22 protein-coding genes are annotated in these 25,189 nt (G+C 71.6%); 13 read left to right on the top strand and 9 right to left on the bottom strand.

Translation table 11 applies throughout. The features are described from left to right. Positions 1–32: 32 nt before the first annotated feature. The 4 genes from AB0G11_RS11130 to truB are packed head-to-tail and all read left to right on the top strand — an operon-like array spanning position 33 to position 2,740. Positions 33–329 carry a DUF503 domain-containing protein gene (locus AB0G11_RS11130; protein WP_219503616.1) on the top strand — a complete coding sequence of 99 codons (297 nt, stop codon included), beginning with the start codon at positions 33–35 and terminating at the stop codon, positions 327–329. Between the two features lie 46 nt (positions 330–375). Then, entirely contained in the window at positions 376–828 is a 453-nt protein-coding gene (gene rbfA / locus AB0G11_RS11125; protein ID WP_219503564.1) for a 30S ribosome-binding factor RbfA, read from the top strand. Further along, positions 825–1,868, top strand: coding sequence for a bifunctional oligoribonuclease/PAP phosphatase NrnA (locus tag AB0G11_RS11120; protein WP_219503545.1), 1,044 nt, complete (start codon positions 825–827; stop codon positions 1,866–1,868). Before rbfA ends, AB0G11_RS11120 begins: the two co-directional genes overlap by 4 nt. After that, on the top strand, positions 1,868–2,740 hold the full coding sequence (truB, locus tag AB0G11_RS11115) for a tRNA pseudouridine(55) synthase TruB (RefSeq protein WP_219503542.1): 873 nt from the start codon (positions 1,868–1,870) through the stop codon (positions 2,738–2,740). The genes AB0G11_RS11120 and truB overlap by 1 nt, the downstream gene beginning before the upstream one ends. Here truB and AB0G11_RS11110 read toward each other — a convergent pair. Beyond that, a complete protein-coding gene (locus AB0G11_RS11110; RefSeq protein WP_357585333.1) occupies positions 2,737–3,756 on the bottom strand; it encodes an SAM-dependent methyltransferase in 1,020 nt (339 codons plus the stop codon). The two genes, truB and AB0G11_RS11110, sit on opposite strands and share 4 nt — an antisense overlap. Positions 3,757–3,841: 85 nt before the next feature. Between AB0G11_RS11110 and AB0G11_RS11105 the strand changes: the two genes are divergently transcribed. Further along, positions 3,842–4,768: a bifunctional riboflavin kinase/FAD synthetase gene (locus AB0G11_RS11105; RefSeq protein ID WP_219503535.1), complete on the top strand. Its 927-nt coding sequence runs from the start codon at positions 3,842–3,844 to the stop codon at positions 4,766–4,768. Positions 4,769–4,776: 8 nt separating this feature from the next. On the opposite strand, the gene AB0G11_RS11100 is transcribed toward AB0G11_RS11105, so the two are convergent. Further along, positions 4,777–5,352 carry a TetR/AcrR family transcriptional regulator gene (locus tag AB0G11_RS11100; RefSeq protein WP_219503532.1) on the bottom strand — a complete coding sequence of 192 codons (576 nt, stop codon included), beginning with the start codon at positions 5,350–5,352 and terminating at the stop codon, positions 4,777–4,779. Positions 5,353–5,422: 70 nt separating this feature from the next. Between AB0G11_RS11100 and AB0G11_RS11095 the strand changes: the two genes are divergently transcribed. The 6 genes from AB0G11_RS11095 to AB0G11_RS11070 all read left to right on the top strand — a co-directional run bounded on the left by AB0G11_RS11095 (position 5,423) and on the right by AB0G11_RS11070 (position 11,524). Next, positions 5,423–5,824, top strand: coding sequence for a VOC family protein (locus AB0G11_RS11095; RefSeq protein WP_219503530.1), 402 nt, complete (start codon positions 5,423–5,425; stop codon positions 5,822–5,824). 139 nt (positions 5,825–5,963) lie between these two features. Next, positions 5,964–6,233, top strand: coding sequence for a 30S ribosomal protein S15 (gene rpsO / locus AB0G11_RS11090; protein ID WP_049573881.1), 270 nt, complete (start codon positions 5,964–5,966; stop codon positions 6,231–6,233). 276 nt (positions 6,234–6,509) lie between these two features. After that, complete coding sequence (locus AB0G11_RS11085; RefSeq protein WP_219503528.1) at positions 6,510–8,840, top strand: polyribonucleotide nucleotidyltransferase; 2,331 nt, start codon at positions 6,510–6,512, stop codon at positions 8,838–8,840. Then, entirely contained in the window at positions 8,840–10,147 is a 1,308-nt protein-coding gene (locus tag AB0G11_RS11080) for a pitrilysin family protein (protein ID WP_357585426.1), read from the top strand. The genes AB0G11_RS11085 and AB0G11_RS11080 overlap by 1 nt, the downstream gene beginning before the upstream one ends. 19 nt (positions 10,148–10,166) lie before the next feature. After that, complete coding sequence (dapB, locus tag AB0G11_RS11075; protein ID WP_219503524.1) at positions 10,167–10,904, top strand: 4-hydroxy-tetrahydrodipicolinate reductase; 738 nt, start codon at positions 10,167–10,169, stop codon at positions 10,902–10,904. 140 nt (positions 10,905–11,044) lie between these two features. Beyond that, the gene (locus tag AB0G11_RS11070; protein ID WP_357585331.1) at positions 11,045–11,524 is read left to right on the top strand and encodes a GNAT family N-acetyltransferase; all 480 of its coding nucleotides are present in this window, start codon (positions 11,045–11,047) and stop codon (positions 11,522–11,524) included. A 33-nt stretch (positions 11,525–11,557) separates the two neighbouring features. Here the strand turns inward: AB0G11_RS11070 and AB0G11_RS11065 are convergent, their stop codons facing one another. Beyond that, positions 11,558–12,337 (bottom strand): AAC(3) family N-acetyltransferase, encoded by a 780-nt coding sequence (locus AB0G11_RS11065; RefSeq protein ID WP_357585329.1) that lies wholly within the window; start codon positions 12,335–12,337, stop codon positions 11,558–11,560. 271 nt (positions 12,338–12,608) lie between these two features. Here AB0G11_RS11065 and AB0G11_RS11060 point away from each other — a divergent pair, with 271 nt between their 5' ends. Further along, positions 12,609–13,898: an MFS transporter gene (locus tag AB0G11_RS11060; protein WP_219503515.1), complete on the top strand. Its 1,290-nt coding sequence runs from the start codon at positions 12,609–12,611 to the stop codon at positions 13,896–13,898. 3 nt (positions 13,899–13,901) lie between these two features. Here the strand turns inward: AB0G11_RS11060 and AB0G11_RS11055 are convergent, their stop codons facing one another. Both AB0G11_RS11055 and fxsA read right to left on the bottom strand, forming a co-directional pair. After that, positions 13,902–15,881, bottom strand: a complete 1,980-nt coding sequence (locus AB0G11_RS11055) for a hypothetical protein (RefSeq protein ID WP_357585327.1) — start codon at positions 15,879–15,881, stop codon at positions 13,902–13,904. 164 nt (positions 15,882–16,045) lie between these two features. After that, positions 16,046–16,204 carry an FxSxx-COOH cyclophane-containing RiPP peptide gene (gene fxsA / locus AB0G11_RS11050; protein WP_219503507.1) on the bottom strand — a complete coding sequence of 53 codons (159 nt, stop codon included), beginning with the start codon at positions 16,202–16,204 and terminating at the stop codon, positions 16,046–16,048. Positions 16,205–16,372: 168 nt separating this feature from the next. Between fxsA and fxsT the strand changes: the two genes are divergently transcribed. Further along, complete coding sequence (gene fxsT / locus AB0G11_RS11045) at positions 16,373–18,886, top strand: FxSxx-COOH system tetratricopeptide repeat protein (RefSeq protein WP_357585325.1); 2,514 nt, start codon at positions 16,373–16,375, stop codon at positions 18,884–18,886. Between the two features lie 26 nt (positions 18,887–18,912). On the opposite strand, the gene AB0G11_RS11040 is transcribed toward fxsT, so the two are convergent. From AB0G11_RS11040 to AB0G11_RS11025, 4 genes are all read right to left on the bottom strand, one after another. Continuing rightward, on the bottom strand, positions 18,913–20,193 hold the full coding sequence (locus AB0G11_RS11040) for an HEXXH motif domain-containing protein (RefSeq protein ID WP_357585323.1): 1,281 nt from the start codon (positions 20,191–20,193) through the stop codon (positions 18,913–18,915). Then, positions 20,190–21,422 (bottom strand): FxsB family cyclophane-forming radical SAM/SPASM peptide maturase, encoded by a 1,233-nt coding sequence (locus AB0G11_RS11035; protein ID WP_246644455.1) that lies wholly within the window; start codon positions 21,420–21,422, stop codon positions 20,190–20,192. The genes AB0G11_RS11040 and AB0G11_RS11035 overlap by 4 nt, the downstream gene beginning before the upstream one ends. Positions 21,423–21,533: 111 nt before the next feature. Beyond that, complete coding sequence (locus tag AB0G11_RS11030; protein WP_357585321.1) at positions 21,534–24,209, bottom strand: BREX system ATP-binding domain-containing protein; 2,676 nt, start codon at positions 24,207–24,209, stop codon at positions 21,534–21,536. Positions 24,210–24,218: 9 nt separating this feature from the next. Continuing rightward, positions 24,219–25,187 carry a hypothetical protein gene (locus tag AB0G11_RS11025; RefSeq protein WP_219503499.1) on the bottom strand — a complete coding sequence of 323 codons (969 nt, stop codon included), beginning with the start codon at positions 25,185–25,187 and terminating at the stop codon, positions 24,219–24,221. Between the last annotated feature and the right edge of the window lie 2 nt (positions 25,188–25,189).

The following is a 25,189-nucleotide window of genomic DNA, read 5'->3' as shown; positions in this document are numbered from 1 at the left end:
CAGGACACCAGCACAAGCGGCGCTTGCCAACGATGTATGTGGGTGCCCTTACCCTGGACATCCTGCTCGGCGACGTGCATTCGCTGAAGCAGAAGCGATCTGTCGTGCGGCCTCTGGTCGCCGAGCTCCAGCGGCGCTTTCCTGGTGTCGCCGTGGCCGAGACCGGCCATCACGACCTGCACCGCAGGGCCGAGGTCGGCATAGCGGTGGTCTCCGCCTCAGCGGGTAACTGCAAAGAGGTGATGGACTCCTGCGAGCGGCTGGTGGCCTTCCGCCCCGAGATCGAGCTGCTGTCGGCCAGGCAGCGGCTCTACAACGACGAAGAGTGAACGACAGCACGACGGCCGCCCCGTCGTGCGTGAGGGGGGAGCGAACATGGTGGATGCCGCACGAGCGCGCAAGCTCGCCGATCGCATCCAGCAGATCGTCGCCGAGATGCTGGAGCGCCGGATCAAGGACCCGCGCCTGGGCTTCGTCACCGTGACCGACACGCGGATCACCGCCGACCTGCGTGAGGCGACGGTGTTCTACACGGTGTTCGGCTCCGACGCCGAGCGTGCCGACAGCGCGGCCGCGCTGGAGAGCGCCAAGGGCATCATCCGCTCCGAGGTGGGCCGCCAGACGGGCGTCCGCTTCACCCCGACGCTCACGTTCCGGCACGACCCGCTGCCCGACAGCGCCCGCCAGCTCGACGACCTGATCAACGCGGCGCGGGCGCGGGACGCCGAGGTGGCGGCGAAGGCGGCGGGCGCCGCCTACGCGGGCGAGGCCGACCCCTATCGCAAGCCCGATGAGGAGGACGACGAGCAGGCGGGACCCGCGGCGTGACACCCGACGTGCGCGACAGGCTGGACCGCCCGCCCCGCGTCTACGCCGACACGGCGCAGCCGGCGAGCTCGCCGGTGCCCGAGTCGGCGTGGCGGCGCGCCGTCCAGCTCATCTCGCAGACCGAGGACATCGCGCTGGCCTGCCATGTGTCGCCCGACGGTGACGCGCTCGGGTCCATGCTGGCCGTGGGCTTCGTGCTGCGGTCGATGGGCAAGCGCGTGGCGGCCTCGTTCGGCGACCACGACTTCACGGTGCCGAGGCTGCTGCGGTTCGTGCCGGGGCAGGAGATGCTGGTGCCGCCGGCGGACTACCCGGCCGAGCCCGAGCTGATGATCACCTTCGACTCTCCGTCGGTCGCCCGGCTGGGGCTGCTCGGCGAGAGCGTCAGGCGGGCGCACCAGCTCATCGTGGTCGACCACCACCCGTCCAACGACGGGTTCGGCACCCTCGACCTGATCGACCCGGGCGCCCCGGCGACGGCGATGCTGGCCGAGCAGCTGATCTACCGCCTGGGCGGCTCGCTCGACCGTGACATCGCCACCTGCCTCTACACGGGGCTGGTGACCGACACCGGGTCGTTCCGTCACTCCTCGACCACGCCCGCCGCGCACGAGATGGCGGCGCGGCTGGTGGCGACCGGGCTGCACACCGACGAGATCGCCAGGGAGCTGTGGGACCGCTCCCCGTTCGGCTACCTCAAGGTGATGGCCGCCGCGCTCGACCGGGTGGTGCTCGACGACGGCCTGGTGTGGACGTACGTCACCCGGGTCGACCGGGCCGCCCGCGGCCTGCCGTACTCCGAGCTCGAAGGGCTGATCGACGTGATCCGCCGCACCGACGAGGCGGAGGTGGCGGCGGTGCTGAAAGAGGACGACCAGGGCGCCTGGCAGGTGTCGACGAGGTCGAAGGGCCGCGTCGACGTGGCGGCGGTCTGCGCCGCGCTGGGCGGCGGCGGTCATCACAACGCGGCAGGGTTCACCTCGCACGACAGTGTCGAGGAGACCGTGGCGAAGTTCCGGGAACTGCTGAGAGAGGCGTGATGGCCGAAAGTGGCCTGATCATCGTGGACAAGCCGGCCGAGTGGACGTCGCACGACGTGGTGGCCAAGCTGCGCCGCCTGGCGGGCACCCGCCGCGTCGGCCACGCGGGCACGCTCGACCCGATGGCGACGGGCGTGCTGGTGGTGGGAGTGGAGAAGGCGACCCGCCTGCTCGGGCACCTGGCGCTGACGGAGAAGGTGTACGAGGCCACGATCCGGCTGGGCGTCACCACCAACACCGACGACGCCGAGGGGCTGGTGACGGCGACGGCTTCGGCGTCGGGCGTGACGCCGGAGGCCGTCCACGAGGGCGTCGCCGCGCTCACGGGGGAGATCATGCAGATCCCGCCCCAGGTGAGCGCGATCAAGGTGGACGGGCAGCGCGCCTACAAGCTGGCGCGCGCCGGCGAGGACGTGGAGCTGAAGGCGCGGCCGGTGACGGTGCACGGCTTCGAGGTCACCGACGTGCGGGTGAAGGACGACCTGGTGGACGTGGACGCCACGATCCGCTGCTCGTCCGGCACGTACATCCGGGCGCTGGCCCGTGACCTGGGCGCCGGGCTCGGCGTCGGCGGCCACCTGACGGCGCTGCGCCGCACCCGGGTGGGCCCGTACGACCTGAGCGGGGCCAGGACGATCGAGCAGCTCACGGAGGAGTGCGTGGTGCTGCCGATCGGCGAGGCGGTCGCGGCGGCGTTCCCGCGCCGGGACGTGACGCCCGAGGAGGCGCGCGTGGTGCGGCACGGCGGCCGGCTGCCGGCGGCGGGCCTGGGCAAGGGGCCGATCGGCATGTTCGGGCCCGACGGGGAGCTGCTGGCGCTGGTGGAGGAGCAGGGCAGGCTGGCCAAGCCGCTCGCGGTGTTCGTCTCCTAGGCGGGTTTGCGGGCGACCATGATGTCGCGCACGATCGCCTGGTCGACCCAGTGCTCGAAGTCGGGGTAGGCGACCACGTCGAGGCCGGCGGAGGCGAGGATCGCGGCGAGGTCGTCGCGGGTGCCGCCGTAGGTGTTCCAGGAGATGCCGAGGGCGCCGCCGGGGCGCAGCAGGCCGGCCCAGACGGGCGCGGCCTTGGCGATCAGCTCCAGCGGGCTGCGGGACAGCCCGCTGCCGCCCTTGCTGCCGTGCTGCACGCCGTAGGGGGCGTCGGTGGCGACGAGGTGGAACGTGCCCGGCTTGAAGAACTCGCGCGAGCGCAGGGTGTCGGCGTTGACCACCGAGACGTGCTGGGTGTCGCCCGCCTTGAACGCCTCCTTGGTGAGCCCGAACGTCACCTGCAGCCGCCGCCCGACCAGGGCGCGCTCGCGCCGGACGGGGACGGTCTCGGCGGTGTGCTTGAGCCGCTTGTCGCGCAGCCACTTCTTGATGAAGCCGGAGTAGGCTTCGAAGTCCTTGGCGTCAACGTCAACGCCATAGGCGTCATATCCGTACATGAGGGCCTGGTTGAGCGTCGTGCCGCGCCCGCACATCGGGTCGAACACGGACAGCCGGGCGTCCATCGGGAAGTCGGTGGCCAGCGCCGTGACGTTGAGCAGCAGCTTGGTGAAGTGCTCGTTCGTCTTGCCGGCGTACTTCTGGATCGTGATCAGGTCGCTGCTCAGCCGGTCGAGCGGGCGCATCGTCAGCGGGCGCAGCAGCTCGCCCTCCCGCTCGAACAGCGCGTAGACCGACGACAGGTTGGACAGGCGCGCGACCTCGTCCGCGCCGAGCGGCCCGGCCGTCTCGAACGTGACGTAGGGCAGGCCGCCGATCAGCCGCTCCTCGATGCCCGAGACGCCACCCGGCAGCGCCCGTCCGGCGAAGACCGCCAGCTCGGAGCGGGTGAGCCGGGGCGCGCTCTCCCCGTAGACGCGGTTGAAGGCAGGCAGGATGAGAAAGGCGTACTGAGGCATGGTGGGGACGATCGTACCCGCCCGATTGCGGGTAACGGGGCCGCGCATGGCAGGCTTGTTCAGGGATTGATCCGCCACGAAGCGAATGGGGCCGGGCGTGCGGGATTCGGAGAGGTCTGTCGTCACGATCGGCGTGTTCGACGGGGTGCACCGGGGTCACCAGCGGGTGGCCGGGCGGGCCGTGGAGATCGCCCGCGAGCGCGGGATGCGGTCCGTGGCGCTCACGTTCGAGCCGCATCCGGAGGAGGTCGTGCGGCCCGGCTACCGGCCGCTGCGGCTGACGGCGGCGCGCCGCCGGGCCGGCCTGCTGGCCGGGCTGGGCGTGCAGGAGGTGCGGGTGCTCGGGTTCACGGTGGAGATGTCGGAGCTGAGCCCGGCCGAGTTCGCCCAGGAGGTGCTCGCCGACGACCTGCGCGCGGCCGTGGTCGTGGTGGGGGAGGACTTCGCGTTCGGCCACCGCGCCGCCGGTGACGCCGAGGTGCTGCGCGCGCTGGGCGACAAGTTCGACTTCACGGTTGAGGAGGTGCCGCTGCTCGACGCGGTCTCCTCGACGGAGATCCGCAGGCGGGTGGCCGACGGCGACGTCGCGGGCGCCGCCGCCGACCTGGGCCGCCCGCACCGGGTGGAGGGCGTCGTGGTGCGCGGCTACCAGCGCGGCCGTCAGCTCGGCTTCCCGACGGCCAACGTCGAGACCCCGCCGCAGACGGCCATCCCCGCCGACGGCGTCTACGCCGGCTGGCTGGAGTGCGTGCCCGTGGCCAACCTGCCGGCCCTCTACGAGGGCGAGCGCTGGCCCGCCGCCATCTCCGTCGGCACCAACCCCACGTTCGAGGGAGTGCCGCGCACCGTCGAGGCGTACGCGCTCGACCGCGACGACCTGGAGCTGTACGGCGTGCACGTGGCGGTGGAGTTCGCGGCGCGGCTGCGCGGCAACACCCGCTTCGACTCGATCGAGGAGCTCGTCGCGCAGATCCACGCCGACGTCGACGAGGCCAGGCGGCTGACCTCCTAACACGCTCCTCAACGCAGGGAGTCGAGCAGTCTCGACAGCGCAGCCTGGGTGTCGGCCAGGTCGCCGGGCCGCGCCGATCCGGCCAGCCAGAGCGCGGCCTCGTTCATCGCCCCCGACAGCAGGTGGGTCAGCGGGGCGACCGGCTGGGGCGCGATCACGCCCTCGTCGATCAGCGCGGTCAGCGCCTCGGCCAGGTGGCGGGCCGAGGCGGCCTCGTCCATCGCCCGCCACTCGCTCCAGCCCAGCACGGCGGGCCCGTCGACCAGCATGATGCGCTGCACCTCGGGGTCCGCGCCCGCCGCCAGGAACGCGGCGCAGCCCGCCTTGAGCTGCGCCCACGCGCCGGACTCGGCGTCGGCGGCGGCCGCCACCCGGGCCGCGACCTCCTGCTGCACCTCCTCCAGCACGGCCCTGAACAGCTCGGCCTTGCCGTCGAAGTGGTGGTAGAGGGCGCCCTTGGTGACGCCGGACTCGCGCACGATCTCGGCCAGCCCCACCGCCGCGTAGCCGTGCCCGGCGAACAGCCGCCTGGCCACGCTGATCAGCGTCTTCCTGGTGCGTTCGCGCTGCTCTGCCCTGGTCATCCTGCGCTCCTCTTTGACATACCGCCGGTATGCCATTTAGCGTACCATCGGTATGTGAAAGGAGTTGGGCATGGAGCTCAGCAGTTACTATCCGGTCATCTGCACCGACAAGGTGGCCGAGTCGCGTGACTTCTACGTCGAGCGGTTCGGGTTCGAGGTGACGTTCGAGGCAGACTGGTACGTGAGCCTGCGCCGGGGCGCGTACGAGCTGGCGTTGCTCGACCACACGCACCCGACGCTGCCCGAGGCGTACCGGAAGAGGGCCGCCGGCGTGCTGCTCAACTTCGAGGTCGCCGACGTCGACGCCGAATGGCGGCGGCTCGTCCTCGACGGCGGCCTGAAGCCCGAGCTGGAGCTGCGCAGCGAGGACTTCGGCCAGCGCCACTTCATCGTCGCCGACCCCACGGGCGTGCTCATCGACGTGATCACCAACATCGAGCCGACGGAGGAGTACGCCGCGCAGTACGCATGAGGTGGTAACCTTGCATGTCGGCTCTGTAACGGCGGTGCTGTGCGCTGCCCTGACGGCCTTCGCGCGGCGACTGTAGGCACGCACGGTCGTTCGCAACATTTCTGTTTCATTCACGCGTGCCCGTAGAAGAAGGAGAGCCGTGTCCCTCGACACCGCTGCCAAGAAGACCATCATCGCGGAGTACGCGACCGTCGACGGTGACACCGGGTCGCCCGAGGTGCAGATCGCGCTGCTCAGCAAGCGCATCAGCGAGCTCACCGAGCACCTGAAGACCCACAAGCACGACCACCACAGCCGTCGTGGCCTGCTGCTGCTCGTCGGTCGCCGTCGTCGCCTGCTGAAGTACCTGCAGAAGGTCGACATCGCGCGTTACCGTTCGCTCATCGAGCGGCTCGGCCTGCGCCGATAACATGGAAAGGGAGCGGCGTGCCTCGCCGCTCCCTTCTCATATGGTCCGGCGCGTCGAGCGGCACCGCCGCACGCGCCTGACGTACAACTGAATATCCGAGACACTGAGAGCCCCCGCGTCCGCTCAGCACCATGCGACCCGCGACGCCTGCGGGCCGGTCCTCGGTAGTGGCTTCCGGTAACCAAGACCGGGCGCTTCGATCGAAGACCGGCGCTGCACCTAACGAGGGTGCCGGTGAAATGGGCGCGGGAGACCGACTGACCAAGGAGGTCCCCCGTGGAGGGTGTCCACACTGCTGAAGCCGTCATCGACAACGGCTCATTCGGCACGCGCACGGTCCGGTTCGAGACCGGCAGGCTCGCGCGTCAGGCGGCCGGCAGCGCCGTCGCCTATCTCGACAACGACACGATGGTCCTGTCCGCGACCACCGCGTCCAAGAACCCCAAGGAAAACCTCGACTTCTTCCCGCTCACGGTCGACGTCGAGGAGCGCATGTACGCCGCGGGCCGCATCCCCGGCTCGTTCTTCCGCCGTGAGGGCCGTCCCTCCGAGGACGCCATCCTCACCTGCCGCCTGATCGACCGGCCGCTGCGCCCCTCGTTCGTCAAGGGCCTGCGCAACGAGATCCAGGTCGTCGCGACGATCATGGCGCTCAACCCCGAGCACCTCTACGACGTGGTCGCCATCAACGCCGCCTCGCTGTCCACCCAGCTCGCCGGGCTGCCCTTCTCCGGCCCGATCGGCGGCGTGCGCGTCGCGCTGATCGACGGCCAGTGGGTCGCCTTCCCGACCCACCCCGAGCTGGAGCGCGCCACGTTCGACATGGTCGTGGCCGGCCGCCTGCTCGACGACGGCGACGTCGCGATCATGATGGTCGAGGCCGAGTCCACCCGCGACACGCTCAAGCTGGTCGCCGACGGCGCCGTCGCCCCCACCGAGGAGACGGTCGCCGAGGGCCTGGAGGCCGCCAAGCCGTTCATCAAGGTGCTGTGCGAGGCCCAGGGCCGCATCGCCCAGGTCGCCGCCAAGGAGACGGCCGAGTACCCGGTCTTCCCCGACTACCAGGAGGACGTCTACGCCGCGGTCGAGGCCGCGGTGAAGACCGAGCTGGCCGCCGCCCTCACCATCGCGGGCAAGCAGGAGCGCGAGAACGAGCTCGACCGCATCAAGGCGGTCGCCGCCGAGAAGCTGCTGCCGGAGTTCGAGGGCCGCGAGAAGGAGATCTCCGCCGCCTACCGCTCGGCGATGAAGAAGCTCATGCGCGAGCGGGTCATCAACGAGGGCGTCCGCATCGACGGCCGCGGCACCAAGGACATCCGCGCCCTGTCGGCCGAGGTCCACGTGGTGCCCCGGGTGCACGGCTCGGCCCTGTTCGAGCGCGGCGAGACCCAGATCCTGGGCATCACCACGCTGAACATGCTGCGCATGGAGCAGGTCATCGACACGCTCAACCCCGAGCGGACCAAGCGCTACATGCACAACTACAACTTCCCGCCCTACTCCACCGGTGAGACCGGCCGCGTGGGCTCGCCCAAGCGCCGCGAGATCGGCCACGGCGCGCTCGCCGAGCGGGCGCTCATCCCGGTCCTCCCCTCGCGCGAGGAGTTCCCGTACGCCATCCGCCAGGTCTCCGAGGCGCTCGGCTCCAACGGCTCCACCTCGATGGGCTCGGTCTGCGCCTCCACGATGGCGCTGCTCGACGCCGGTGTGCCGCTCAAGGAGATGGTCGCGGGCATCGCGATGGGCCTGATCGGCGAGGGTGACGACTACGTCACGCTGACCGACATCCTCGGCGCCGAGGACGCCATGGGCGACATGGACTTCAAGGTCGCCGGCACCCGCGACGTCATCACCGCGCTCCAGCTCGACACCAAGCTCGACGGCATCCCCGCCTCGGTGCTGGCCGGCGCGCTCAAGCAGGCCAAGGGCGCCCGCCTGGCGATCCTCGACGTCATGCAGGAGGCCATCGCCTCCCCGGCGGAGATGAACCCGACGGCGCCGCGCATCATCACGATCAAGGTCCCGGTGGACAAGATCGGCGAGGTCATCGGCCCGAAGGGCAAGATGATCAACCAGATCCAGGACGACACGGGCGCCGAGATCACCATCGAGGACGACGGCACGATCTACATCGGCGCCACCGACGGCCCCTCGGCCGAGGCGGCCCGGTCGGCGATCAACGCCATCGCCAACCCGCACATGCCGGAGGTCGGCGAGCGCTACCTGGGCACGGTCGTCAAGATCGCCGCCTTCGGCGCGTTCATCTCGCTGATGCCCGGCAAGGACGGCCTCCTGCACGTCTCGCAGATCCGCAAGCTGCACGGCGGCAAGCGCATCGAGAACGTCGAGGACGTGATGAGCGTCGGCGAGAAGATCCAGGTGGAGATCGCCGAGATCGACCAGCGCGGCAAGCTCTCCCTGGTGCCCGTCGAGGTCATCGAGAAGGAGGCGGCCGAGAAGGAGGCCAAGGCCGAGGCCGGCGGCGACGCCGAGCCCGAGGCCGCGGCCCCGGCAGGCGACGACAAGCCGCGCGAGGAGCGTCCGCGCCGCACCCGCACCCGGGTCCGCGCGCCCCGCGCCGACGACGGGGACGACCGCAACTCGTGATCACAACCACGCTGCATCCCGGCCGGGACGGGGCCGGGGTCGTCAAGCGCACCGTCCTCCCCGGTGGGCTGCGCGTGGTGACCGAGACCATGCCGACCGTGCGCAGTGTCGCGGTCGGCATGTGGGTCGGCATCGGCTCGCGTGATGAGGCCCCCGAGCACATGGGGGCCACCCACTTCCTCGAACACCTGCTGTTCAAGGGCACGCCCACCCGTGACGCCATGGAGATCTCGGCGTCCGTCGAGGGCATCGGCGGGGAGATCAACGCCTTCACCGCCAAGGAGTACACCTGCTACTACGCGCGGGTGCTCGACGAGGATCTGCCGATCGCCGTCGACGTGCTCGCCGACGTGGTGACCAGCTCGCTCGTCACCGAGGACGACGTCGAGTCGGAGCGGGGCGTGATCCTGGAGGAGATCGCCATGCACGACGACGACCCGTCCGACGTGGTGCACGAGCAGTTCGCGGCCGCCCTCTACGGCGACTCGCCGATCGGGCGGCCCATCCTCGGCACGGTCGAGTCGATCAACGCGCTCGGCCGCGACCGCATCGCCGAGTACTACCACCGCTACTACCGGCCGCTGCGCACGGTCGTCTCGGTGGCGGGCAACGTGCGCCACGAGGAGGTCGTGGAGCTGGTCATGCGGGCCTACGAGCGCTCGGGCGCCCTGACGGGCCCGGCCGACTACGCTCCGCCGCGCACCAGCGGCCCCGGCGCCCCGGCCCGCTCCGGCGTCCGCGTCCTCGACCGGCCGACCGAACAGGCCAACCTCGTCCTCGGCACCACCGGCATGTCGCGCACCGACGACCGCCGCTTCGCGCTCGGCGTGCTCAACGCCGCGCTCGGCGGCGGCATGTCGTCGCGGCTGTTCCAGGAGATCCGGGAGAAGCGCGGCCTGGCCTACTCCGCCTACAGCTACACCTCGGCCTACGCCGACACCGGCCAGTTCGGCATCTACGTCGGCTGCCTGCCGTCGAAGATCGACGACGTGCTCAAGATCTGCCGGGACGAGGTGGCCAGGGTGGTGGCCGACGGCCTGACCGAGGACGAGATCGTCCGCGGAAAGGGCCAGATGCGCGGCGGGCTCGTGCTCGGCCTGGAGGACACCGGCTCGCGCATGTCGCGCATCGGCAAGAACGAGCTCGTCTACGAGGAACTGCTCTCCGTGGACGAGGTGCTCGCCCGCATCGAGGCCGTCACCGCCGACGAGATCGCCGGCGTGGCCGCCGACGTGTTCAACCGGCCGCTCACGCTCGCCGTCATCGGCCCGTACGGGGACAAGGACTTCTCCGGCGCGATCGCCTGAGCGGTATAAGGTTGACCCCGTGATCAGGGTAGGTGTGCTCGGCGCGCGAGGCCGCGTGGGCGTCGAAGTGTGCAGGGCGGTCGAGGCGGCCGCCGACATGGAGCTGGTGGCCGCGCTCGACAAGGACGACCCCATCGAGGGCCTCGACGGCGCGGAGGTGGTGGTCGACTTCACCCATCCCGACGTGGTCATGGGCAACCTGGAGTGGGCCATCGCGCACGGCGTGCACCCGGTGGTGGGCACCACCGGGTTCGACGCCGGGCGGCTCGACACCGTGCGCGGCTGGCTGGCCGCCTCCCCGGGCACCAACTGCCTCATCGCCCCCAACTTCGGCATCGCCGCCGTGCTCATGATGCACTTCGCCGCCCAGGCGGCGCGTCACTTCGAGTCGGTCGAGATCGTCGAGCTGCACCACCCCGGCAAGGCCGACGCCCCGTCGGGCACCGCCCGGCGCACCGCCGAGCTGGTGGCCGAGTCGCGCGCCAAGGCCGGGTCCCCCGCCATGCCCGACGCCACCACCACCGAGCTCGACGGCGCGCGCGGCGCCGACGTCGACGGGGTCAGGGTGCACGCGGTGCGCCTGGCCGGGCTGATCGCCCACCAGGAGGTGCTGCTCGGCGGCGACGGCGAGACGCTCACGATCCGCCACGACACCATGAGCCGCTCCGCGTTCGCCCCCGGCGTGCTGCTCGGCGTGCGCCGGGTGCGCGAGCTCCCTGGCCTCACCGTCGGCCTGGAGCCCCTGCTCGACCTCTAGACGGAGGCCGTGCCCGCCACCTCGGGACGAGGTCGCGGGCACGGGTGAAGGAGGGGTTCCCGGCTCCGCACAGCCGAGCCTACGATCATCACACTAATATTCGCGGGCGTCCGCGTCGGCAATCATGAGACCGTGTCGGCATGGTGCGATGGGCTGAATCCGCGGATCTTCCCGGCCTGACGGCTGTGGAGCTGGCCGCCGACGGGCTGTTCGAGCAGGTGGGCATCACGTTCCCGCCGGGCACGACGATGATCGAGGAGGTCACCGACCCCAGCCCGGTGCTGGTGGAGGGCGACCCGCCCGACGGTTTCGCCCTCGTCGGCCACGTCGACGGCAACCTCCACCTCGAACAGCTCGCCGTACGCCCCGAGCGGATGCGCCGGGGCATCGGCGGCCGGCTCGTCGCCGCCGTCCTCGACCACGCCCGCGCCACGGGCGCCCCCGCCGTGACGCTGACCACCTTCCGCGACGTGCCCTGGAACGCCCCCTGGTACGAGCGCCACGGCTTCCACGTCCTGCCCGCCGAGGACTGGGGCCCTGAGCTGCGCGCCCTGGTGGAGCACGAGCGCGCCCTGGGCATCGACGTGGCCCCCCGCGTCGTCATGAGCGCCATCCCCTGACAGCGGGGCCCCTGCCGTGACGGCGGGGTGCTTCTAGCGGTTGGCGGTGAGCCAGGCGACGGCGAAGTCCACGGCCGTCCTCAGCGGGAACAGCCGCGCGGTAGCGTCCCCCACCGGCCCGCGCCGCACCCGGCAGGCCCGCTCGAACGCGGCGCCCAGCGCGGCGAAGTCGCCCGCGTCGAGGTCCACGTCCTCGAACTCGCACCACTCCCGCCCCCGCCCGTCGTCCACCACCCCCCGGTACGACCGGCGCGGCGGATCGTCACGGAAACGGTACTCGGCCAGGTGGAAGGCCGTGCACCGGTCGTAGCCGACGCCGAGCAGCAGCACGAGCGCCCCGGCGTCGTACAGCCGGCCGAGCGGCGAACGCTCGCCGAGCAGGCAGTCACGCGCGTGACCGTCGATGACGGCGGCGGCGTGCGGCCCCACGGCGGCGAACGAGGTGTGCGGGTGCGCGCTGCGCCGGGCCCCGGGAAGCTGCCGGACGTGCTCGGGTATGCGCCCCATCAGCGCCGTCGGCGTCGTCGCCGGGTCGTACGCGGGCATGGCGGCCCGATGCCGGGCGACCTCCTCGGCGCTCATCCCGGCGACGAGGGCGCGATAGCAGGAGGAGGTGTCGGAGTTGGCCGGGGTCCCGGTGGGGACCACGAGCGTGCCGCCGGGACCCAGCAGGTCACGCAGCGCGGCGACGACGGCCGGAGCACCGCCGTGAACCCGGCCGATGGCACTGAGCGAGCAGTGCACCAGGACGACCTGTCCGGGCGCGACGCCCAGCGCCGCGAAAGCGTGCCTTAAATGGTGATAATTGGGCATCTAACACCTCATTCCTGCTCAATGGCGCTTTCTATACACGAGAGTCGAATAAATGATCTTTCGCAAGCAAATGGCCATATTTCGTGCTGGTGAGGCGTGCTTTCCGGGGTGAGAGACGGCTGACGGGTCCTGATCGCTCCCATATAATTCGACGGGCCGTACGCGGCCAAAATCCTGTATCCACTCCCCACTGAGGCGGGTCGTCGCCGTGGCAATCGCCTCCTGTGAGCCTAAGGTCAACTCCGGGAAAGAACGGGGTGAGGCGAGGGGATTGAGGAGTACGGGTGGGGCACGCGGCCGCCCGCGTCTGCCCAAGCGGCTGGAATTTCCGGTCGCCTGGACCAGCTCCGCCCTGTCCACGGTCGGCACCCGGACGCTCCACGTCGCCTATCCGCTCCTCGCCCTCGCGCAGACCGGCTCGCCCACCGCCGCCGGTTGGACCGGGTTCGCCCTGACCATTCCCATTCTGGTCTTCTACGTCCCGGGTGGCCTCGTCGTCGATCGCCTGTCACCACGGACGATCATGTTCGTCGCCGAGCTGGGCCGTTTCCTCACCGTGCTGTCGGTGCTGGCCTCGCTGGCGTTCGGCGAGCCCCACCTGGTGCATCTCATCCTGGCCGCCCTCCTGGAGGGCACGCTCTGGGTGATGTACAACCTCGCGGAGACGTCGCTCCTGCCGTCGCTGGTGGAGCCGGTGAAAGTACGCAGCGCGCTGGCCAAGAGCGAGGGGGCGGGGCATCTGGCCTCGCTGGCGGGCCGGCCGCTCGGCGGCTACCTGTTCGGGCTGGGGGCGATGGTCCCGTTCGTGCTGAACGCCGTCCTGTTCTTCCTCTCCTCGCTGCTGACGCTTCCGCTGCTGCGCCGCTCCGGCCCCCGGCCGCCCCGCGCGTCGCTGCTGCACGACCTGTCGGGAGGGTTCCGCGTGCTGCGCAGGCAGGTCTTCCTGCGGGGCGCGATCACGCTGGTGACGCTGACCAACCTGCTCGTCAACACGCTCGTGATGATCTTCATCGCGGGCTCCGAGGGCATGTCGCCGCTGACCATCGGGCTGGTGCTGGCCGTGGGCGGCGTGGGCGGGGCGCTGGGCGCCCTGCGGGCCCACTACAGGAAGCCGAGCGGCTCCACCCTGCTGGTCCACGCGTGGATCTGGGCCGGGGCGATGTTCCTGGCGATGGTCGGCGCGCTGCTGCAGGCGGTGCTGGGCACCACCTGGCAGTTGTGGCCGATCTTCTTCGCCCTCGCCTTCATCACCACCGGCTACGGCGGCGCGATGAGCAACGTGGCGATCAGGGTGACGGAGGTGGAGCACATCGCGCCCCGCGAGCTGGCACGGGTGATCGGCGTCTCCCGGCTGTCCTCCTACGGCGCCCTCTGCTTCGCCGCGCCGCTCGGCGGCCTGCTCGTCACCTGGTGCGGCATCGAGGGCGGGTCGATCGTGCTGTTCGTACTGATGCTGGTCCTGGCGCTCGCGGCGACCTACCTGCCGGGCGTGCGGAACTGGCTGACCCCACCCCTGCCGAGCAGGCTGTACGAGCAGCACACCCCCGCACAGGCCGTGTGACCGCTACACGCTGACGAGCCGCCTGGCGTCCTTCTCCATGTGGCCGGGCAGGGGCGGCGCCGAGGCGGAGATGGCCCGCCGCGCCAGGTCGGCCGCGGACGTGGCCTGCCCCGCCAGCTCCTTGACCTTGGCCGCGTAGAGCAGCAGCGGGCCGTGGTCGCCGACCTCGGCCAGCGCGTCGGCCATCTCCCGCTCGGCCTCGGCGAGGCTGTCGACCTGAGCCAGCGCGAGCGCGTGCGCCACCCGGGCGAACGGCCGGCGGAGCGGCCGGGCCCGCTCCAGGTCCCGCAGCGCGTCGCGGCCCCGGCCCATCCCGGCCAGGATCTGCCCCCGGCCGAGCAGCGCGTCGAGGTTGTTGCCCTCGCGGTCGAGCACGCCGTCGAGCACCCCGAGGGCCGCCTCGGGATGGCCGCCGTGCCACAGTGCCCAGGCCAGCTCGGTCTGGACGGCGAGGTCGGCGGGCAGGCGGATCATCGCCGCGCGCAGGTCGCGGACCGCCTCCTCGGGCGAGCCCTGAGCCAGCCGCAGCCGGCCGATGGCCGTGAGCAGCGGCCCGACGGCGGTCGCCACCCCGGCGCTCTCGAAGCCCTTGGCGGCCCTGCTGTAGCGGGAGACGGCGGCGGCCAGGTTGCCGCGCCGGTGGTCGACGTTGCCCAGCAGCGATTCGATCTCGGCGCGCAGCTCCAGCTCGTCGTCCTGGGAACGCGCCAGCGCCTCCTCGCCGCGTCTGGCGGCGAGGGCCAGGTCACCCTCCCGCAGGGCCCCCTCGGCGGCCCGCAGGCAGTCCTCGGGCGGTGACGGCGCCCTGGGAGGGGCGTGCACCGGCTGGACGTCCTGAGGGCGTGGCAACCGGTCGTAGGCGAGCTCGTACCAGCCCTCGCCCTTGTGCCGGCCGGCTCGCAGCAGGTGGCGCTTGACGAGCAGCTCGAACGCGGGCTCGCCGATCCCGGTGACCCCGGCCAGGCCCTGGCCGACCGCCCGCCCGCCCGCGGGCGAGGCGCCGAAGGTCAGCCGCAGCCAGGTGCGCAGCCCGTGCTCGTCGCCGTCGAACCGCTCGGCGGCCAGGTCGGCGATCAGCCGGTCGTAGTGGCGGGCGAGCACCGAGTCCGCGTCGCCGTGCCGGAGCACGTCGCGTACCGAGATCGTCCCGCCGTGCGGCGGCAGCGCCTTCCACAGCGCCTCGCAGACCACCTGGAGCTGGACCGGCTCCACGCCCTCCCCGTGGCGCGCGATGTCCGAACGGGCCCTGATGTCGGCCAGGTCGTTCACCAGTTGCTCGGCGGCGGCCTCGGACAGGGCGCGGCCGGTGCCGGCCATAGGCCGCGTGACCGCTTCCAGTGCGGCGTCGGGCCCGAGGGGCCCCAGCTCGTAGCGTGCCGCTGCGGAGCCGGCCAGCGCCCGCTCGTACGGTTCGACGTCGGCGAGGTGATCGGCGCGGACGGAGAGCAGGACGCGCAGGCCCGGATCGGCCTGGAGCGCCTCGGCGAGCTGGCCGAAGAACCAGTCGCGGTAGGGCTGGTCCCGCCCGTCGGCGGTGAACAGCTCCTCGGCCTGGTCGATGCTCACCATGGTGAGCGTGCGCTCCCCGTGGACGTCGCGCTTGACCGGACGGGACCGCAGGAACGCGCGGATTGTCAGACCGGCCAGCCGCGTGGGCGGCGCCATCGGCGACCACGACAGCAGAAGGGCCAGCACGTACGGATCGTGGTCGGGCAGCGCGGCCTGTGGATAGGCCGAGCCGTACGTGACCCGGCCGACCGGGAGCACGTCGGTCCGGTTGGGGCTGAGCAGCGGGATGACCCCGGCCTGGAGCAGGGACGTCTTGCCCGTGCCCGACGCGCCGTACAGGACCGTCAGCGGCCGGCTCTCCCAGAGCTCGCGGATGTCACGGGCTTCGCCGTCGCGTCCGAAAAAGGCGTGGTGATCCTCGGCGTGATAGGGGCGTAAACCTTTGTACGGTCCCGCCGCCCGCCGCGTTCTCATGCCGGAAGTCACCATGTCGATCCCATCCGCAGCCGCGTTTCACCGCACAGGTCCCCGGTGTAATGGTGCGCGATATCCTCGCACGTGCGGTCGGACCGGCACACCTGCCCGCGGGGACAAAGTGTTCTCCGGAACGCGGTTTACCGCCCCTCCGGGGAGGCGTGTCAGATCGAATTCGAGAATGCGGCGACCTGCTCCTTGTCGTCGCCCAGGCAGGAGGCCACCGCCGCACGCAGGGCCGCGCTCTCCAGGTCCTCCAGGTTGCGTAGCGACACGGAGGTGACGTCGATCAGCTGACCTGATCCGTACTGCCGGTCACGCATGTGCACTCCTCTGTTTCGGCCTGCCCGAATACCGATTGGCGCGATGGCAAGTTATGAGCGTGCGTGATACTTCTGATTATGATTCTGTGATAAGCGGGTCGAGTAATCAAGCTCTAGGATGAGCCATATGATTGCCCGGCGCGTCCGGGTGCGGAGCGGAGGATCGACGTGACGGAGAATTCGTACTCCATGGCGCAGGGACCGAAGGTCTGGGAAAAGGTGCCCAAACGGAATCCGAACTTCACCGGCCGCAACGATCTTCTGACCGCTCTTCGCAAGAGCATCAACACCGTCACCGCCGTCGTGGCGCAGCCGCAGGCCCTGCAGGGGCTCGGCGGCGTGGGCAAGACCCAGCTCGCGATCGAGTACGCGTGGCAGTACCGCGCCCACTACGAGTTCGTCTGGTGGATCTCCGCCGACCAGCCCGTGCTCGTGCCGTCCGCGCTCGCCGCGATGGGCCCGGCGCTCGGCCTGCCCCCGGCCACCGGGGTGGAGCAGGCGACCCAGGCGGTGCTGCGCACGCTGGAGAGCGGCACGCCGTACCGGAGCTGGCTGGTGATCTTCGACAACGCGGAGGAGCCGGAGTACATCAAGGACTTCATCCCGCGAGGTCCCGGCCACGTCCTCATCACCTCGCGCAACTCGCGCTGGAGCGACCACGAGCCGACCATCCAGGTGGACGTCTTCGAGCGCCAGGAGAGCGTCGACTTCCTGCGCAAGCGTCTCAGGGGCACGGTCGGGGAGGCGGACGCGGACCTGATCGCCGAGAAGCTCGGCGACCTCCCGCTTGCGCTGGAGCAGGCGGGCGCCCTGCTGGCCAGGACGCTCATGCCGGTGGAGGAGTACGTGGCGCTGCTGGACGAGCAGACCAGCCGGCTGCTCAGCCTGGAGAAGGCGCCGATGTACCCGCAGTCGATGACGGCCGCCTGGCAGTTGTCGGTGTCGCAGCTGGAGGACCGGGTGCCCGAGGCGGTCGAGGTGCTGCGCTGCTGCGCGTTCTTCGGCCCTGAGCCCATCCCGCGCGACGTCTTCCGGCGCGGCGGCAACCGGTCGGTCGGCCCGCGGCTGGCGCCCATCCTGTCGGACCCGATCCTGCTGGCCAGCGCCCTGAGCAACCTCGAACGCTACGCGCTCGTCAAGGCCGAGCCCAACACCCGCACCCTCCAGGTCCACCGGCTGAACCAGGCGCTGCTGCGTGACGAGACGCCGGAGAAGGAACGCGGCGAGTTCCGCCACGAGGTGCACCTGCTCCTGGCCGGCAGCGCGCCGGACAACCCGGACGACACGAGCAAGTGGGCCAGTTTCGAGGAGCTGGCCGCGCACCTGCGGCCCTCCGGGCTGATCGACTGCGTGGATCCCGGGGTGCGCAAGTTCGCCCTCGACCTGGTGCGCTACATGTACGTGCGCGGCAGCTACACCCAGGCCCAGGCGCTGCTCGACGAGTACATCGAGAAGTGGACCGAGAAGAGCGGGGCTCGCCATCCCAACGTGCTGTCGGCCCGCGTCCACCTCGGCAACGTCTACCGGGCGCTGGCCCTCTACGACAAGGCCTACGACCTCGACTCGGTGACCTGGGAGCTGATGCGGGAGTCCCTGCGCCACGACCACGCCGACACGATCTGGGCCACCAGCAGCTACGCCGCCACCCTGCGGGGCCGCGGCGAGTTCAGCCGGGCGCGGGAGGTCGACCAGGAGGCGGTGGAGGCCTACGAGCGGCTGCACGGCGAGGACGACATCCTGACGCTGCGCTCCCGCAACAACCTGGCCGTCGACTACGCGCTCACCAGCGACTACGACCAGGCGCGCGAGATCCTGCAGAAGGTCTACCGGAAGGTGAGCGTCGAGGAGAACATGGGCAGCCGGTTCTTCCTGCAGATCTGGAGCAACCTCAACCGGGCCGTGCGGTTGAGCGGGCGGTTCCAGGCGGCTGCCGACATGGGCGAGGACCTGCACACCTACGGCGGCACCCACCTCGGCGAGGACCATCCCAACACGCTGCTGGCGGCCAAGGACTACGCGATCTCGCTGCGCAGGACGGGACAGGTGGGCGAGGCCGTGGAGCTCATGCGTGACACCTACAAGCGCCTGCAGCGGCTGTACGGCGACCGGCACGGCGACACGATGGCGGCGGCGCTGGGCCTGTCCAACGCGTTGCGCGCCGCGGGCGAGCTCGAGGCGGCCGGGCAACTGGCCGAGGAGGCTCTGCTCTACTATCCGTCGGTGTTCGGCGACGACCATCCCTTCACCCACGCCGTACGGATCAACCAGGCTCTGCTCCTGCGGCTGAGCGGCGACGTGGCCACGGCGCGGCAGATGAACCAGCGCGCGCTGGCCGGTCTCACCGAGCGGGTCGGCCGCGCGCACGACTACACCGTCTCCTGCGCCGTCAACCTGCAGAACGACCTGGCCGCGCTCGGCGAGCACGACAGGGCCCGGCAGCTCGGCGAGGAGAACTACCGGGCGATCCGGACACACTTCAGCGAGGATCACTACCTGAGCATGATCTGCGCCGCCAACCTGAGCATCGACCTGCGCGAGACGGGGGCGGCGGAAGAGGCCGACCGGCTGCACGCCGAGACGATGAAGCGCTTCGCCCTGCACATGGGGCAGGATCATCCCGACAGCCTGGCGGCGGCCTCCGGCCTGCGCATCGACACGGACTTCGACCCGCCGCCCCTCTGACCCGCCGCCCGTCCGACCCCGGCGTCTCAGCGGAGGCGGGTCTGCCGGCGGTGGCGTTCGGAGAGCAGGCCCGCGCGGGCGGCCGCGGCCGGGGTGACCGGCTCGGCCCGCCAGCGGCCGAGCAGGCCGCGCAGCTCGCCGACGAGCTCCTCCCCGGCCGGGGTCAGGCCGCCGCTGCCGAGCAGCGTCGCGCAGACCTGGTAGGAGGCCTCACGCCAGCGGGCGAACTCCACCTGGGCCCGCGGGCCGATCCCGGCGTCGGCGGCGTGCACCCGCCAGAACCCGGCTACGGCGGCGTGCGCGTACGCGCCGTGCAGCAGGCCGAACAGCGGACGCGGATCCGGGCGCCAGGGCGCGTAGTAGCGGCGGCCGTCGTCGGGACGGACCAGCTCCACCACCTCGCTCAGCGCGTTCAGCTTGGCGTGCTGCAACTCGTGCGCCAGCGTGACGGCCATGCCGATCCCGTCGAGCGGGTCGGACAGCGCGATCGCGCCGAAGGCGTCGCGCGCGGAGGCGCTGTGCTGGTCGCGCTCGCCCGCCAGCACGGGGGTGAGGACCGAGACGGCGGCTCCGAGTTCCGCCGCGACCGCCGGGTGCCGGCCCGTGAGCACCTCCCAGGCGCCGCGCGCGCAGGCGAACCACCGTTCCCGCCGCTCGTCCGTCAGCCGCCCGTCGACGTCGTCGCCCGGCCAGCGGCACGGGTCCAGGTCGTCGATCGTCAGCGACAGGCCGGGGGTCCCCGGCACCTGGTGCAGCACCTGCCAGCCGGGACCGTCACGTACCGGCGAGATGTCGATCTTGTGCCTGCCGGCCCGCAGCTCGGCGCCGCCGGACGCCGGCTCCACGGCCACCTCCGTGACCTCGGGCAGGCCGCCGGGCAGCGTCACCAGGCCCAGCGTGGGCAGCATGAGCATGCCGTCGGACGCCGGGACGCGCAGGCGGCACGGCGCGCCCGCCCGCACGGCCGCCGCGAGCGCGAGCGCCGCCAGTTCGCCGGGGGACCCGCCGGGCAGCGCCCGGCAGGTGCGCAGCAGCCACGCGCCGGTCACCGGATAGCGCAGGCAGCGGTCGACCTGCTCGGGGAAGCGCTCCTCCAGCTCCGACAGCGTCTCGTAGGCCGCCGACACCAGTGCCGCGTCGCGGTGGCCGATCCGGCGGGTCTCGTCCACGAGGAAGCGCGCCAGCAGGCGGTGCTTGCTCGCCTGGGCGGCGCACAACTCCGCGACCGCCGCCGCTCCGCCCGTGCCCGTCCCCGTGGCGAGCGTCGCGAACGCCGCGGCCGAGATCCGATGGCCTGCCGCGCTCACCCGGCTCCTCTCAGGCGCGCCATGTCCCGCTCGCACCGGGCCGAGATGTGGCTGATCAACCGGTACAGGTCCGGGCAGTAGACGGAAGGCTCGGCGAACCCGGTGGCCGGGCTGTAGCGGTGCGCGTACTGGCCGCCGCCGCAGACGTTCACGAGGTCGCAGGCGCGGCAGGTGCCGGACAGCGCCAGCTCGCCGATCTGCCGGGCCACGATCGGCGGCTGCAGGAGCGCCTTGTCCAGCGGGTCGGTGAGCACGTGCAGGCTGGTGGCCGTGGCGCCCTCGAAGGCGCTCTTCAGGATGTCCGACTGTTCGATGCCGCCGTTCGTCTCGATCACCACCATGCGCACCGGCGACAGGCCCACCGCCTCCGCACGCGAGGCCCCGCCCATCAGCAGCCGCATGATCTCCCGGAACAGGCGGATCTCCGTCTGCAGGACCGGGCTGTCGTACCAGCGGTCGAAGATCGGGATCAGCCAGTCGGCGTACGGTGTCGCCGGCGAGCCCGGGATGCGGAACGGCGGCGGGGTGGCCCAGTTGCCGTGCGGCAGCAGGAAGTCGACCGCCGGCGGGTCGAACTCCAGCAGCGCCTCATAGGTGCGCAGCGGGTCGTTGCGGACATCGATCGTGCACAGGATGCCGTTGAACAGGTGGTGGTAGGGGCCCGAGGTCAGCCTGCGCAGCGACTCGCTGACCAGCGCGTGACTGCCGCGCCCGTCGGCGAAGCGCCGGTGCCGGTCCTGCCCCTCGGCGTCGCCGTCGAGGCTCACGCCGACGTGCACCTCCAGCGAGTCGAACAGCTCCAGGAAGGCCGGGCCGAGCCGGACGCCGTTGGTCTGGACGGTGACGTTGACCCGGGTGCCGGTGCCCACCGCGCCGCGGACGCCCAGGACCAGGCGGGAGATGAGGTCGGGGCCTGCCAGCAGGGGTTCGCCGCCGTGCAGGATGACGTCGATCTCCGGGAGGTCGTAGCGGGCGGTGTGCTCGCCGATCCGCTCGATCGCGCGGTCGGCGATGGCGTCGGACATGCGCCGGGGCTGGCCGCGCCAGCTCTGGTCGGCCATCTCGTACACGTAGCAGTGGCGGCAGGCCAGATCGCAGCGGCTGTGGATCTTCAGGATGAACTGCTGAAAGGCCAGCGGGGTCCAGCCGCCGGCCAGCAGTGCGTCAACGTCGAGGAATTCCGGGAACCTCCGCGTGAGCAGTGGCTCCGAATCAGGCCTTCCCAGCAACGGCTACCTCATTATGCGTCGTGCACGCCATTGTGCCCTTCTGACAAGGACTTCCGCTTTCGCGGATTGTGCGCTACGCCCCTCCCTATCTCTCACGACAGGGAAGACAAGTCAAGATTTGGGCCGGTTGGAAGTCATTTCTTCCTGGTGGTAGAGCAATTCCTCGAAGAATAGGTACAGGCCGTCGATTTCGGCGACGAGCGGAAGCCAGTCGTAGGTGCCGAGCCCGTCGGGCTCCAGGGGCGACAGAAGATGCGCCGCCGCTCTCAGCTCGTTGCGCGGGATCTCGATCGGCACGCTGCCGGGCGGCCCGCCGCGCGCCCTGGCCAGCGGGTGCCCGGGGCCGCGTACGCCCAGCGCGGCCAGCACCAGCTCCGCCGGATGCCGGGAGATCGCGCCGTCGGCCAGGTCGGGCGCGCCCGGGTTGGCCAGCGCCACCAGCACGCGCAGCTCGGGAGGCAGGTCGCGCAGCACCCGCGGCGGCCGGTCCACCTCGCTGTGCCGCTGGGCACGCGCCAGGAGCAGCAGCACCTCGGGGGTCTGCTCGCGCAGCCCGCGCTGCACCTCCGGCACGCAGTCCGCGGGGGAGCGTTCGGTCACCGCCATCCGGTGGCCGATGGCCTGCCGGACGAGGGCGAGCGGTTCGCCCAGCATGGCCGCCGCCAGCCGCCGGTAGTTGTCGTCCGGGTCCTCGGTGAGCGCGTAGGCGTAGCGGCAGACGGGATCGGCGGAGCGCGGGTCCGCGTACCGCCGCAGCTCCCGGGCGACCAGGTCGAGCTCGCGCCTGGACTCCAGCGGCACGGCGGCGAGACGGATGCGCGAGGTGATCAACCGGCTCCCGTGGTAGGCGGCCACGGCCGCCGCGACGAGCGCCGCCCCCAGACCGGCCCCGAGCAGGCCGGGGTGTTGCGACGCGGTTGCGAGCGTCACGAAAACCAGCGCCACGGCCGCCGTCAAGGCCACGGCCAGCCATCTGATCCGGTTCAGCCGCACCAGCACGACCGCGTCGCGGATCTTGCGGAACTCCTCCCAGTCGGACGTCGCGCGCCTCCGTCTGGCCTCGGCGATCGCCGCCGCCAGCTCCGCCCGCCTGGCCGGCCAGCCGGACGCCGGCTTCTCCTCGCCGCGTTCGAGCCGATCGGCCACCTCGGCCAGGCTCCGCTGCAGAGTGACGGCCTCCTCGCGGCGTACGGAGTTCAGCTGCTCCAGCGAGGCCGTCAGCGCTCGCAGGGTCTCGTCGAGCTCACCGGGATCCCGTACGGGCTGCTCGTCGCCGGCGAGCACGTGGCCGATCTCCGCCAGGACCGCGTCCAGCCCGCGCGAGAACACGGCCGAGCCGTCGGCCACCAGCACCCGGTGCACGGCCTTGCGCAGGTGGTCCAGCACGGCGGGGCTGACGTAGCCGGTGACGACGAGCGCGGTGAAGACGGGGTTGCCGCCCGACCTGGCCTTCCTGCTCAGGCGGACCAGCTCGGTCGCGCGCGCCGCCTCGTCGTCGAAGAAGATGGCCTCGCTCAGCCTGATCACGGCGCGGGGAGCACGCCCACCGGGGAAGCAGAACTCGGTCGTCCCGCCGTCGGTCCTGCCGCGTTCCGCCGTCAGCCCGACGGCCAGCAGCTTCGCCTCCACGAGCATCTCCAGCCCCGGGAGGTCGGGTGAGCGGCCGTGCCGGGCCGCCGCGGCGTCGACCGCCGTGGCGCCGACGGCCGCGCCGGGCTCGGCGTCCTCGAAGCTCGCCCAGCTCAGCTGCAGCAATAGGCGGACGTTGCCGCCGCTGTGGCGCAGCAGCGCCAGCAGGCCGGAGTCGGTGAACGGCCGGATGTCCGGCGCCGGGGTCGCGAGATACGCCGACAGCACCAGCCTGGCCTCGTCCGGGGTGAGCGGCAGCAGCCGCACGGCGCCGGCGCCGATCCGCTGGCGGAAGTCGGGCGGCACGCAGTCCCAGCCCGCCTCGCTGGTCACCAGGAGCAGCATCCCGCCGGCCCGGGGGATCGCCTCGACCAGGCTCTGCAGGAGGCCCACGTTTGCCGGGATCGGGTCGCCTTCCTCCAGGAGGAACTTCTCGCACTGGTCCAGGACCACCATGAACGGGCGGCCGCTCCCGGTCATCAGCGCCGTCAGCAACTGCACGCCGTAGCGGCACATCACCGGGTCGTCGAGCTGCCCGCGCACCCCGATGGCCAGGGCCGCCTCCGTGCTGATCGGCCTGCCGCACAGCCAGTCGTAGGCGGCCTCGGAGAAGCCGGGATTGGCCAGGAACGACAGCGCCCGCTGGAACTCGGCCCCGTTGCCCGCGACCGCGGAGATCTCCTTGGCCTGCTCCTCCAGCACCTGCCCGGACGGGACCAGATCCGGGTCGCCGGCCCGGGCCACCAGGTCCTCCCACACCCGGTCAAGGTAGCGCTCGTTCAGATCCGTCAGCAGCGTCTGCGGAAGCTGCGACACCAGCCGGCGGTAGGCGGCGACGAAGTCGTCCTCCTGGAACCGCAGGTAGAGCTGGACCGCCTCGGGAGCCTCCCGTCCGGCCTGCGCCATCATGTGCCGGGCGGCGTGCGTCTTGCCCACCCCGTGCGCCCCGTACAGGCAGCCGAGGCCGCCCTCGCCGGCGGCCCCGCCGCGGAAGGCGCGCAGGTACTCGCCGGACAGACGGACCGCGCCGCGCACGCCGGGCAGCAGCGCGGTCGGGGTGTGCCGCGCCCAGTCGTCACGGAAGTCGCGTCGTGAGGTCTCCTCCGCGCTGGAGGTGCCGCGCGCGGGGAACGGGTTCCTCGTGGGGTGACCGGCCATGGGAGCCTCCTAGCCCGCGTTCCATTTCTCGCCCTGCCACATCCTGAGCCGCAACCAGCTCTCGCTCATGTGCAGCCCCTCGGTGGGCCAGGGATCGTCCTTGTCGTACTCGCTGAGCCGGAAGTCGAGCAGCAGCTGCAGGTGCCGCATGGCCTGGCCGATCGTGTACGGGCGTCCGCTGAAGGCGCTCTTGACGCCCTCCGGCTGGAAGGGAGAGGGCGGCCGGCCGTTCCAGCGGCCCGTGGCCAGCTCGCAGATCTGCTCCGGGGTCAGCGTGCCGAGGTCGACGACATGGCCGGCGAACTGCTCCCGGTCCGCCTTGGTGAGCTGGACGGTGTTGGCGTGGTCGTACGTCTCGACAGTGAACACGACGACGCAGGCCGTGTCCTCGAAGACCCGGGTCGCCAGGGTGATCAGCTTCTTGGTGGACACGTCCTCGTAGCAGACCCCGAAGCCCGCCTCGCGGCCCGCGAACGTGGCGCCGATCGAACCGGCGATGTCCTGGAGGTCGTAGTCGTCCATCCGGTCGGCGGTGGTGCGCCGGCTCAGCTCGGTGAAGCGGGCGCGCAGGTCGGGCGGGACGCTGATGGCTGCGGCGTTCATCCTATTGCGCAGCGAGAGCAGGGTGGAGCACATCATGGCGTAGGCGTCGTGCGTCATGTCGGTGCGCCCGGCGCGGTGGGTGACGAACGTGTGACCGGGGCCCGTCGAGGTGGCCTTCCGATACAGGTGCATGATGTGGTTGGCCAGCGAGGTCCGCCCGCTCTTGCCGACCCCGGTGATGAGGAAGAAGGCCGGGCGCCCGGCGTCGGCGGCCTCCCGCACGGCCGTCTCGATCGCGGGCAGCTGGATGAACCCGGCCAGCGGCAGCAACAGCTCGTGGTCGGCGTCCAGACTGACGGCGTCCAGCGGGCGGCAGACGTACGGGTTGCCGGACCGGAGGCCGTACAGCTCATAGCGGACCTCGCCGATGTCCATGC

It is taken from the genome of Nonomuraea sp. NPDC023979, from assembly GCF_040639085.1.
In the GTDB taxonomy this organism is placed as follows: domain Bacteria; phylum Actinomycetota; class Actinomycetes; order Streptosporangiales; family Streptosporangiaceae; genus Nonomuraea; species Nonomuraea ceibae.
The sequence above is the reverse complement of the archived record's forward strand: the minus strand, read 5'-3'. Positions and strand labels throughout refer to the sequence as shown.